We start from the raw sequence: 12,621 nt of genomic DNA, 5'->3' as shown, positions 1-12,621 counted from the left end.
AACTTGCTCGTAATTTATATACAAGTGATGCACTCCATTATTAAATAATAATGACAAACTCTCAGCTCTTAACCACAAAGTCCAACGAACGCTTACTGCGGTTGCAATTCGTTTCGGCATCGCACCCTTTCTATATTAGCCGTGGCAGACAGTGTTCTAATATATACTAATGATTGATGCGCCTCATCAATTTCTTATTCAATTACTATGTTTTTAATTATACATAAGCACCTTTTAACTGTAAACCGATTATTGTGATTTTTTGAAATAAACTGAAAATTATTGAAGTAATATTACTGTTAAAGAAAAGAGATAGTAATAATAAGTAATTTGTATAAATAATAACAATAATTCGAAAATAATAGTATTTTATAAAAAAACTGTCGCTAAAGTTCGTTATTTAGCGACAGTGTTATGCATATTCTAAATTTTAAAAATAGAAGATGCTTTATTAAAATCCTATTATTTTAATTTTGTAACACACCAATTTCTTTTAGATATTCTTCATATGGCAATTCTTTAGATAAACTACCTGGTTGGTTTAAATCAATCACGCGATTAGCGATTGTGTTAATAAATTCAAAGTCATATGAAGTAAAGATAATTGATCCTTTGAATGAAGCTAATCCATCGTTAACAGCTGTAATGCTTTCTAAATCAAGATGGTTCGTTGGCTCATCAAGTAGTAAAACATTGGCACTTGAAAGCATCATTTTACTTAACATACAACGTACTTTCTCTCCACCTGATAATACACTTGCTTTTTTCTTAACTTCTTCACCGCTAAATAGCATACGTCCTAAGAAACCGCGTAAAAATGTTTCAGTTTGTTCATCTTCAGGAGCATATTGACGTAACCATTCAACTAAATTCATATCTACGCCTTCGAAGAAATCAGAATTATCTTTAGGGAAATAGCTTAATGAAGTTGTCACTCCCCATTTAAATGAACCTTCATCTGGTTCCATTTCACCAGCAAGTATTTTTAATAGGGTAGTTTTAGCAATTTCACTATCGCCAATTAAAATAGCTTTATCATTTGGATTCATAGTGAATGAAATATTATCTAAAACTTTTTCACCCTCAATTGTTTTTGAGATACCATCAACTACTAATAAATCATTACCAATTTCTCTTTCTGGGGTGAATTTCACATAAGGATAACGTCTTGAAGATGGTTGAATATCATCAAGTTCAATTTTTTCTAATTGCTTCTTACGACTTGTTGCTTGTTTTGATTTTGACGCATTCGCAGAGAAACGAGCAATGAAGTCTTGTAATTCTTTGATTTTTTCTTCTTTTTTCTTGTTTTGTTCTTGAGCCATTTTTTGAGCAAGTTGACTTGATTGATACCAAAAATCATAGTTACCAACATAGACTTTGATTTTACCAAAATCTAAATCTGCAATATGTGTACATACATTATTTAAGAAATGACGATCATGAGATACTACAATGACAGTATTTTCAAAGTTAATTAAGAAATCTTCTAACCAACTAATGGCAGGAATATCAAGACCATTGGTAGGCTCATCGAGTAATAAAACATCTGGATCTCCAAATAAACTTTGTGCCAATAATACTTTTACTTTTTGATTATTTTCTAACTCTGACATTTGCTTATCATGTAAATCTGGGGTAATACCAAGTCCTGATAGTAGGGAAGCTGCATCTGCTTCGGCATTCCATCCATTCATTTCAGCAAATTCACCTTCTAATTCAGCTGCACGAATGCCATCTTCATCACTGAAGTCAGGTTTCATATAAATTTCGTCTTTTTCTTTCATCACTTCAAATAGACGTTCATGTCCTTTTATAACTACATCTAATACACGTTCATCTTCATAAGCAAAGTGATCTTGTTTTAATACTGCTAAACGTTCATCTTTTCCAAGAGAAACATGACCCGTTTGTGAATCAATTTCTCCAGATAAGATTTTTAAGAAAGTAGATTTACCTGCACCATTCGCACCGATAAGTCCATAACAATTACCTTCAGTAAATTTAATATTTACATCTTCAAATAGTTTACGATCACCAAAACGTAAACTTACATCCGTAACTTGTAACATTCATTTACTCCTTTATTCATCGTTTATCTAACGCAAAAAATTATATCATATAATGTTCCTATATTCGACCTTATATCATTTATGCCAATGATACTTTATAAAACTCATGTTATAATACTTAGAAATAAACTGCTTAAAGGAGACAACTATGGCATTAGACAAAGATATCGTTGGTTCAATTGAATTTCTAGAAGTTCTTGGATTGGAAGGCTCTACTTATTTATTAAAAGGTCCAAATGGTGAACAAGTGAAGTTAAATCAGTCAGAAATCAATGAGGAAGATGAATTCGAAATTGGAGAAGAATACAGTTTCTTCATTTATCCAAACCGTTCAGGTGAATTATTTGCTACTCAAAATATGCCTGACATTACAAAAGATAAATATGATTTTGCAAAAGTATTAAAAACAGATAGAGATGGTGCAAGAGTAGATGTTGGTTTACCAAGAGAGGTGCTTATTCCATGGGAAGATTTACCTAAAGTTAAATCGTTATGGCCTCAATCAGGAGATTATGTATTAGTCACATTAAGAATCGATAGAAATCATCAAATGTTCGCACGTTTAGCTAGTGAAACAATTGTGGAAAAAATGTTTACACCTGTATCTAATGATGATATGCAAAATCAAGTATTAAAAGCAAGACCATATCGTTTATTACGTATCGGGACTTTTTTATTAACTGAGGATGGTTACAAAGTGTTTGTACATGAGTCTGAACGTAAACATGAGCCAAGATTAGGCGAAGCTGTAGAAGTACGTATTATCGGACATAATGAAAAAGGTGAATTGAACGGTTCATTCTTACCCCTCGCACATGAACGTTTAGATGAGGATGGTCAAGTTATCTTTGATTTGTTAGTAGAGTATGATGGAGAACTTCCATTTTGGGATAAATCAAGTCCGGAAGCAATTAAAGAAGTATTTAACATGAGTAAAGGTTCATTTAAACGTGCAATTGGTCATTTATATAAAAGAAAAATTATAAATATTGAAACTGGAAAAATCACATTAACTAAAAAAGGTAAAAGTCTTATTCAAGAATAATGAGTTCATGAAAATCGAGTTTCTTCCATATTATATAGATAGTTTAAAACCATTGAAAGGTCACACTTTCAGTGGTTTTTTTATGGATTTTATTTATATAAAACATAAGTTTTTTATAAATTAACAAAATATTTACAATTACTCTATTTTATATTAACAAAAGGTATGTAATATAAGCATTGTAAGAAATACATATAACATTTTGGGTTATCTATAATTAGGAGGATGTTTTAATGAAGAAATGGCAATTAGTTGGTACAACTGTTTTAGGTGCTACTGTTCTTTTAGGCGCATGTGGCGGTGGAAATAGTGGCGGCAGTGGTTCAGGAGATGGAAAAGACCTTAAAGGTTCTGCAAAAGGTGAAGGTTCATCTACTGTTGCTCCAATCGTTGAAAAATTAAATGAAAAATGGTCTAAAGATCATCCAAGCGCAACTATTTCATCTGGTCAAGCAGGTACTGGTGCTGGTTTTGAAAAATTCATCGCTGGTGAAACTGACTTCTCACAAGCTTCTAGACCTATCAAAGATGAAGAAAAACAAAAATTAGAAGACAAAAACATTAAATATAAAGAATTTAAAATTGCACAAGATGGTGTAACTGTTGCTGTTAATAAAGATAATGACTTTGTAAAAGAATTATCTAAAGATCAATTAAAAAAAATCTACAGTGGCGAAGCTAAAACTTGGAAAGATGTAGATTCTAGCTGGCCTAACAAAGAAATCAAAGCTTTCTCTCCAAACTCAAGTCATGGTACTTATGACTTCTGGGAAGAAGAAGTTATGGATAAACAAGATATCAAAGCTCAAAAAAATGGAGATACTAACGTTATCGTTCAATCAGTTGAGAAAAACAAAGAAAGTATTGGTTACTTCGGTTATAACTTCTATAAACAAAATAAAGATAAATTAAAAGAAGTTAAAATTAAAGGTGACGATGGTAAATCTGTAGAACCTACTAAAAAGACTATCCAAGATGGTTCTTATCCTTTAAGTAGACCATTATTCTTATATGTTAAAGAAAAATCATTAGAAGATAATGATGTTATGAGAGAATTCTTGAAATTCACTTTAGATGACAAAGGTAAATCAGCTGAAGATGCTGGATACGTTGCTTCACCAAGCAAAGTTTATAAAGATGAAATTAAAGAATTAGATAAATACAAAAAAGATTCTGACAAATAATAATCATTATTAATATAAAGGGCTGGGAATTAACAACTCATGTAACATTCATTTACATGAGTTGTTCAGGATATATACATGGGTGATTGTTAAAGTGTTTTAAATTAATTTGAACTCATTCGTTACCTGATAATTTCCTGCTCTTTTTTTAAAATCTATTGGGAGAAATAAAAAGAGAGGGTTATATATGGCTTCTAACACTAATGTTAGAGAGATGATAGCTAAAAATAACGCTAAAAAAGGTGGATTTTCTGATAAAATCGTGCCAATTATTTTAGGAATTATTGCTGCCATCTCTATTTTAACAACTATCGGTATATTATTTACATTAATCACTGAAACAATCACATTCTTTACACGTGTTTCAATTACTGAGTTTCTTTTTACTAAAGATTGGAATCCTACAAGTTCTGACCCTAAATATGGTATTTGGGCATTAATTCTTGGTACTTTAAAAATTACTTTCATTGGTACTTTAGTAGCTGTTCCTATCGGATTAGGCGCTGCAATCTACTTAAGTGAATATGCAAGCGATAAAGCAAGACGTATTATTAAACCTATTCTTGAAATCTTAGCTGGCATTCCAACTATCGTATTCGGTTTCTTTGCTTTAACTTTTGTAACACCTTTATTAAGAACATTTATACCTCAACTCGATAGTTTTAACTCTATCAGTCCTGGTATCGTGGTTGGAATAATGATTGTTCCAATTATTACAAGTATGAGTGAAGATGCAATGGCTTCTGTACCTAATAAAATGCGTGAAGGTGCTTTTGGTTTAGGTTCAACTAAATTTGAAGTTGCAACTAAAGTCGTATTACCAGCTGCCGCTTCTGGTGTAATTGCTTCAATTGTACTTGGTATTTCTCGTGCTATTGGTGAAACAATGATCGTATCATTAGCTGCAGGTAGTTCACCGACATCATCTTTAACATTAACAAGTTCTATTCAAACAATGACAGGTTATATTGTTGAAATTGCTACAGGTGATGCGACATTCGGTTCAGATATTTACTATAGTATTTATGCAGTTGGCTTCACATTATTCATTTTCACATTAATTATGAACTTAATTTCATACTGGATTTCTAAGCGTTATAGAGAGGAGTATTAATATGACAGCAACGACTGATCCAAGAGCTAAAGGTTTAGTTGACAAAAGTAAAGTCGAAAAAAACCTATCTAGTCGCGATAAAAAAAATAGTCTTAATAAATGGCTATTCTTTGCATGTATTGTATTTGCTTTAATCGTTCTTGCCGCATTACTGATTCAAACACTTGTAAAAGGTGTAGGACATTTAACACCTGAATTCTTTACAAGTTTCTCATCTTCAACACCATCACAAGCTGGGATTAAAGGCGCATTAGCTGGTACATTATGGTTAATGATTACTATCATCCCAATCTCTATTATCTTAGGTGTTGGTACAGCAATTTATCTTGAAGAATACGCACGCGATAATATGTTTACAAGTTTCGTTAAAATTTGTATTTCTAACTTAGCTGGTGTGCCTTCAATTGTATTTGGTTTATTAGGATTAACATTATTTGTACGTGGCGCTGGTATTGAATCATTATCTTTAGGAAATACTGTTATCGCTGCTGCTTTAACAATGTCATTACTTATCTTACCGATTATTATCGTTTCAAGCCAGGAAGCGATTCGTGCCGTACCTAATTCTGTAAGAGAAGCATCTTATGGTCTAGGTGGAAATAAATGGCAAACAATTAGAAAAGTGGTTTTACCCGCTGCTTTACCTGGTATTTTAACGGGATTTATTTTATCACTTTCACGTGCATTAGGTGAAACAGCACCATTAATCTTAATCGGTATTCCAACTATTTTCTTAGCAGTACCATCTGGTTTATTCTCAATGTTTACTGCTTTACCAACTCAAATTTATACTTGGGCTAAAATGCCACAAGCTGAATTCCAAAACGTGGCTTCAGCAGGTATTATCGTATTACTTGTTATCTTATTATTAATGAACGGTTTAGCAATTTTCTTACGTAATAAATTTTCTAGAAAATATTAAGCATTTTATTATTAAAGTTATTTGGGATAGAGAGAAAGATTTCTGCTTTCTCTCTTAAAATAAAAGGAGTTTTATATATGGCAAAAATCAACGTAGATGAAAAGAAAAAGAACATTGAACAACATACAAATGATGTTGTTGATCAACACTCAAATCACACTCATCCAACAAACGACAATCAGTCTCAAAAGACAACAATTGTAACAACTAATAGCGAAAATAAAAAAAATATTAAACCTGACAGTGAAAGAAAAGTAGTTTATTCAACTCAAAATTTAGATTTATGGTATGGTGAAAATCATGCTTTACAAAACATCAATTTAGATATCTTAGAAAATAATGTCACTGCTATTATCGGTCCTTCTGGTTGTGGTAAATCAACGTATATTAAAACATTAAATCGTATGGTTGAATTAGTACCATCAGTTAAAACTGCTGGTAAAATTTTATACAGAGAACAAAATATTTTTGATAACAACTATTCAAAAGAAAAATTAAGAACGAATGTAGGAATGGTATTCCAACAACCAAATCCATTTCCTAAATCAATTTATGATAATATTACTTATGGTCCAAAAATCCATGGTATTAAAGATAAAAAATTACTTGATGAAATTGTTGAAAAGTCATTACGTGGTGCTGCAATTTGGGATGAATTAAAAGACAGATTACATACAAATGCGTATGGATTATCTGGGGGACAACAACAACGTGTTTGTATTGCTAGATGTTTAGCAATTGAACCAGATGTTATTTTAATGGATGAACCTACATCAGCATTAGATCCTATCTCTACTTTAAGAGTTGAAGAACTGGTTCAAGAATTAAAAGAAAATTATTCTATCATTATGGTTACACACAACATGCAACAAGCTGCACGTGTTTCTGATAAAACAGCATTCTTCCTTAATGGTTATGTAAATGAATATGACGATACTGATAAAATCTTCTCTAATCCTTCAGACAAACAAACAGAAGATTATATTTCTGGTCGTTTTGGTTAATGCTTAATGAAAATTATTAGACAAAAATATGAAGGCCAATTGGACGATTTAATTAAAGAACTTCGTCGTCTTGGTCTTCGTGTTTATTCAAATGTTAACAATGCTATTGAATCATTAAGTGAAGATGATAGAAACTTTGCTAGACACGTCATTGAAAAAGATAAAGAAATTAACAAATTTGATTATGACATTAACGAACAAGTAATCATGTTAATTACGAAACAACAACCAATTGCTACTGATTTAAGAATGATGATGGCAGCTTTAAAAATTTCTACTGATTTTGAAAGAATGGGGGATAATGCTGCAAATATCGCTCATATTCGACTAAGAGTAAAAATTACAGATCATTATGTCTTAACACGTTTAAAAACAATGGGTAAACTTGCATTATTAATGTTAGAAGACTTAAATACTGCTGTTAAAAGTGAAGATTTAACATTGATTAAAGAAATTATCGAACGTGATAAAGATATTGATGATTTATACGTGAATATTGTTAACACAACTTATCTAATTGATAATGATCCATTTGTAGCTGGTCAAGCGCATTTAGCTGCACGTAACTTAGAAAGAGTAGGGGATCATGTAAGAAATATAGCAGAAAGTATTTATTATTACTTTACTGGTGAACATTTTGATAAATATGATCGTTAAACTACTTTATCGTTGATAGTTTTATTCAAACTAAAAAAATCAAAGTAAAGGAGTGAGACACGATTCATTTTGAATCGTGTCTCACTCCTTTATAATATATTAATTATGTTCAATTTCATTTGTAAGTGTTTCTACTTCATCTACTAATTCTGAAATATACGCAATAGTAGATTTAAGTGGGGCATTTGTTGTTATATCAACTCCTGCTACTTTTGCAAGTTCAACTGGATTTTTACTTCCTCCAGCTTTTAACGTTTCTAACCATGCATCGACTGCTTTTTGTCCTTCTTTTTTAATTTTTTGAGAGACCACTGTGCCAATAGTTAATCCAGCTGAATACGTATATGAATATAATCCCATATAATAATGTGGTTGTCTCATCCACGTTAATTCCATTCCATCAGTAAGTTCAACCGCATCACCAAAGAATTGTTCATAAACGTTTCTCATTAACTTATTAAGAACGGGTGCTGTTAAAGATTCACCGTTATCAACTTTTTTGTATACTTCTCTTTGATATGCTGCTTCCAGTAAATGCGTGACCATATTATGATAATATGTGCGAGATATAATTGAGCCAATCACCCATCGTTTAAAACGTGCATCATTACTATTACTAAATAAGTAGTTTGCCATCAGCATTTCATTCATTGTAGAAGGTGCTTCTACAAAATACATAGATGCTTCTGAATCTAATAAATGTTGATGTTTTTGTGACAATGTAAAATGACCAGCGTGGCCCAATTCATGCGCTAATACGAAAGTTTCTGCCATTTTACCTGTCCATGAAATAAATACATATGAATGCGTAAAATAAGGGCTAGCACAATACGCACCAGTATCTTTACCTTTATTTTGAGCAAAATCAATCCATTGATGATTATAAGCATTATCAACCATTTTAATATAGTCATCGCCTAAAACACCTAAAGCACCGTGAATATATTGTTTTGAGTCTTCTATTGAAATATCTGGTTCATAACTAGGATCAACTGATATTTTTAAATCTTCAAATCGCATTTTATCTAAGTTATGAATTCTTTGCAGTATTTTAGCATATTTTTGCATCACAGGTGCTAAATCACTCATGATGACATCAATTTGTCTATCATACATTTCACGTGTAACTTCTTGTTCTTGTAGTAAAAAATCTATAACAGAATCATAGCCTCTTAAATTAGCCTCAATTTTTTCTTGTTGTACATGTTGATTATATGTTGCAGCTGTTGTGTGTTGATATTTACGCAATGCATTACTAAAAGCTTCGAAACTTTTACGTCTAAACTCTGGATCTGAACTGTCTTCATACTCATTTTCAAAAGTTGCATAATCTAAAGGATACATTTCATGATTATGTTCAAACGATTCAAACGCAATATCAAGCATTTTAGTTGTTCCATAGAGTTCATAAGCACTTTGAAAAGTAGGCGACAAACTGGCAAGCACTTCTTCAACTTCTGAAGATAATTGATAAGGTTTACGTTTTATTAATTTTTCTAGATAATGAGGACTATTGAACTGCTCTTTTAGCTCTTTTAATTTATCATCAGAGAGTATCATTATTTCAGATTCAACAAATGATAATAAACTAGATATCTTACCATAAGATGTTGATAGTTTGGCATTTAATGTTTGCGCTAATTCATTTGTAGTATCAACACTTAATCTAAGTTCAGCATAATTACCTAATCGATCAAATTGTATAAGTAAGTCTTCATATTCTTTAAGTGCATCTAGAATAATTTTAGTTTCTGATAAATTATTTTTATATTTTTGATTAAATTGAGCGGATTTCTCTAATACATCATTTAAAGTATTATAAAATGCTTCATCATTCGTAAATAAATCTTCTAAATTCCATTTTTCATTATCTGGAACATGTTTTCTGAGTGGTAAGCCTGTGTTCATTTTATTCACTCCTAAATAGTTATTCTCATATATATTATACATAATATTATTTGTAAACTCAGTTTTAAGCCTTTAGTCTGAGTCATTTTAATAATTAAGAAGGTATAATTATTTATAAAAGTATTGTATATTACATATTATAAAATATAAAAGTTGAGGCGTTTTTTATGACGATATTTGATATGCCAAATTATCTTTGGATCACAATCCTAGCAATGATGGTATTAACTGTCTTTTGTACATTGGTACTGAAAAAATGGCTTTCAGCAGCAGTAATTACCTTCGTTGTTTTAGCAGTATTAGCTTTCTTTATTCCTAATTTTTATAATATAACGTTCCAGCCTTTATTAGGCTATGCCGCTTTTCTTGCCATTATCAGTTTAATGATTAGTTTCCTTTTATGGTATTTTACAAGAGGATGGCGCCGAGAACGTAAAGAAAAGCAATTGGAAAAAGAGATGAAAAAATATGATAACGACGAGTACATGTATCGTCGTCGTGATAGAAGATAAATATAAGGGAGTAGGATAGAATTCATTTTGAATTCGTTATCCCACTCCCATTTATATTTTTAATAGTGTATAAAAGGATTATTTTTTAAAAGCTTTTTCAATTTTGTTTAATTGATGAATAGTTGTTTCAATGCCACCTTCACTAAAATACCAAGCATTAGCTTCAAATTGATAGACTTGGTGATTTTTTATTGCTTTCATATCTTTTATCACTTGATTATTCAAAGCAGAAGGTAACGTTTTGTCATCCGCATTTTTAGTTCGATTAATTACAAACAATTTATCAGGATTAATTTTATTTAAATACTCATTAGTAACTATATTACCAGCTGAATTTGCTTTCATTTTAGGATCAGCGTGGTTAATTCCTAAATCTTTATTTAAGAAGCCTCCAAATCTACCAGTTGGTCCGAAGGCACTAATGCCTTTATCATCAACATTTAAAAGTAATACGGTATCTTTATTAATTACTTTTTTAGCCTCTTTCACTTCTTCACTTAATTTATGATTAAGTGCTTTTGCTTTTTCTTCTTTTTTGAAAATTTTACCAAACAATGTCGTATGTTCTTTAATTGATGAAATATAATTATCATTATCGGGACTAACAAATAAAATCTTAGCATTAGGCGCCGCTTTTTTCATTTCATCTATTGTTTTCGTATGTGCTTGTCTAAATGAAGCAAAGATAACATTAGGTTTTGATTTAGCTAATTCATCATAATTAGGTCTTCCTGGATTGCCTAGATTTGTATATTTACTGTTTTTAAATTCTGAAAGGGAAGAAGGCAAAAATGAAGCACCTTGTCCTTTAGCAATAGAAACTATTTTGTCTTGAAGTCCCATTTGCTGCATAATATCTAACGCGCCATAATCTAGTACTGCTACACGTTTCGGATTAACTGGTACTTTAACTGTTTCTGTTTTATTTTTGCCTCTACTATGTGTATGATTCTTATCCTTAAATTCATATGTATTTTTTACTGTAATGGTATCTTTACTAGATGAAGAATTTGAATCCGATTGCTTATCACATGCTGATAAGATTAAAATAACTGATAAAATTAATAGAATATATTTAAATGATTTTTGCATTTTCTAACCTCCTAGAGAATACTATAATAGAAAATGATAATCATTATCAATTAAATATTTACATTTTATTATCTTATTTTACCTAAAATATTACATATTCCTTTTATATTGTTGGTGATTTCTTTAACATGTATATTAGACTTAAAATAAGTAGCCTTATTGACTTATTTGATGATTTTAAAAGGGGTATGTTGCTCATAATACTGGAAAGGTATATTTAGTAAAATCGTCTTAATAGACGAGACGATAGTCAAACTTATAAGAATGGATCACTTTTTATGATATTAAAGTCTTTCTTTGAAATAATTGTTATTAGAAATAATGGTTCCAATATCACCGATAATCTTTAAATTGATAAGGTAGAACAAAAGATATAAATTATTTATCTGCAAATTCATATGGTATCTTGCATTATGTAAACTAGCTAGCATTCAATAATTGATTCATTACTATATTAATTATCAAAATAAATTATGTCACAAATATCGAACACTAAATTCATATTAGTATTTTCTACATTATATATAATACATATAATGTAGTTGATTTTTATCATAACAAATTATAACTAAGTCAATCATTTTAGATAGATCAATGTTAACCAAAGAATGATAACTAAAATATATCATTGAAGTGTAATTAAAATAGAATAGGTCCCCTGATCGTTATATATACAACTTCCTATAATATATATTATGTAAACTAAATTGTAGAAATCTGCATTTTTATATGAATATCTTCAATTTAAGCTTTTTAACAAAATACAGATTATTTAAAGTTTTAATATATACCTTAACTCGTTTACATATGCCCATGCATTCTAATTTTAGTAGTATTTATTTAAAGTTATTTTTTCTACAGTTCGGTAATCATTATCTAAAGTATTGAATCATGGATATTGGCATTACGATTTATACAATCGTTCTTAATTATTTCTCAAAACAATCTAAAGCGGAATGATTCCAATTAGATTAGTTATTTAATGATATCATAACTATGTATTTATTATTCAAATTATAAAACACTATAAATTTCATTTATTATAAAATATTAAAAATAAATTTCTTTTGGTGTATCATTGATAAAAATAATTGATATGCTATTATTAATT

At 30.1% G+C, this 12,621-nt stretch carries 10 protein-coding genes and 1 riboswitch; of the genes, 7 read left to right on the top strand and 3 right to left on the bottom strand.

The genetic code is table 11. From position 1 onward, the window contains the following. Positions 1-19: 19 nt before the first annotated feature. Positions 20-195: riboswitch (Lysine riboswitch) on the bottom strand. A gap of 272 nt (positions 196-467) precedes the next feature. Beyond that, the gene (locus HMPREF3131_RS02560) at positions 468-2,072 is read right to left on the bottom strand and encodes an ABC-F family ATP-binding cassette domain-containing protein (protein ID WP_017174704.1); all 1,605 of its coding nucleotides are present in this window, start codon (positions 2,070-2,072) and stop codon (positions 468-470) included. A 148-nt stretch (positions 2,073-2,220) separates the two neighbouring features. Here HMPREF3131_RS02560 and cvfB point away from each other — a divergent pair, with 148 nt between their 5' ends. The 6 genes from cvfB (at position 2,221) to phoU (ending at position 7,998) form a co-directional block, all read left to right on the top strand. Further along, positions 2,221-3,117, top strand: a complete 897-nt coding sequence (gene cvfB, locus HMPREF3131_RS02555; protein ID WP_017174703.1) for an RNA-binding virulence regulatory protein CvfB — start codon at positions 2,221-2,223, stop codon at positions 3,115-3,117. A 233-nt stretch (positions 3,118-3,350) separates the two neighbouring features. Further along, positions 3,351-4,301 carry a PstS family phosphate ABC transporter substrate-binding protein gene (locus HMPREF3131_RS02550; protein WP_017174702.1) on the top strand — a complete coding sequence of 317 codons (951 nt, stop codon included), beginning with the start codon at positions 3,351-3,353 and terminating at the stop codon, positions 4,299-4,301. 187 nt (positions 4,302-4,488) lie between these two features. Beyond that, on the top strand, positions 4,489-5,415 hold the full coding sequence (pstC, locus tag HMPREF3131_RS02545) for a phosphate ABC transporter permease subunit PstC (protein WP_017174701.1): 927 nt from the start codon (positions 4,489-4,491) through the stop codon (positions 5,413-5,415). Position 5,416: 1 nt separating this feature from the next. Then, a complete protein-coding gene (gene pstA, locus HMPREF3131_RS02540) occupies positions 5,417-6,337 on the top strand; it encodes a phosphate ABC transporter permease PstA (RefSeq protein WP_037541016.1) in 921 nt (306 codons plus the stop codon). A gap of 77 nt (positions 6,338-6,414) precedes the next feature. After that, positions 6,415-7,341, top strand: coding sequence for a phosphate ABC transporter ATP-binding protein PstB (gene pstB, locus HMPREF3131_RS02535; protein WP_017174699.1), 927 nt, complete (start codon positions 6,415-6,417; stop codon positions 7,339-7,341). 6 nt (positions 7,342-7,347) lie between these two features. After that, entirely contained in the window at positions 7,348-7,998 is a 651-nt protein-coding gene (gene phoU / locus HMPREF3131_RS02530) for a phosphate signaling complex protein PhoU (protein WP_017174698.1), read from the top strand. A gap of 99 nt (positions 7,999-8,097) precedes the next feature. On the opposite strand, the gene pepF is transcribed toward phoU, so the two are convergent. After that, positions 8,098-9,906, bottom strand: a complete 1,809-nt coding sequence (pepF, locus tag HMPREF3131_RS02525; protein WP_070436436.1) for an oligoendopeptidase F — start codon at positions 9,904-9,906, stop codon at positions 8,098-8,100. A gap of 167 nt (positions 9,907-10,073) precedes the next feature. On the opposite strand from pepF, the gene HMPREF3131_RS02520 reads away from it, so the two are divergent. Beyond that, positions 10,074-10,418, top strand: a complete 345-nt coding sequence (locus HMPREF3131_RS02520; protein WP_070436435.1) for a hypothetical protein — start codon at positions 10,074-10,076, stop codon at positions 10,416-10,418. Positions 10,419-10,496: 78 nt separating this feature from the next. Here HMPREF3131_RS02520 and HMPREF3131_RS02515 read toward each other — a convergent pair whose 3' ends face one another. Beyond that, positions 10,497-11,510: a siderophore ABC transporter substrate-binding protein gene (locus HMPREF3131_RS02515; protein ID WP_017174695.1), complete on the bottom strand. Its 1,014-nt coding sequence runs from the start codon at positions 11,508-11,510 to the stop codon at positions 10,497-10,499. Positions 11,511-12,621 lie beyond the last annotated feature (1,111 nt).

The organism is Staphylococcus sp. HMSC14C01, assembly GCF_001808085.1.
Taxonomy (GTDB): Bacteria; Bacillota; Bacilli; order Staphylococcales; family Staphylococcaceae; genus Staphylococcus; species Staphylococcus hominis.
Note: the sequence above shows the minus strand (reverse complement) of the source record. Positions and strands in the feature narration are given on the sequence as shown.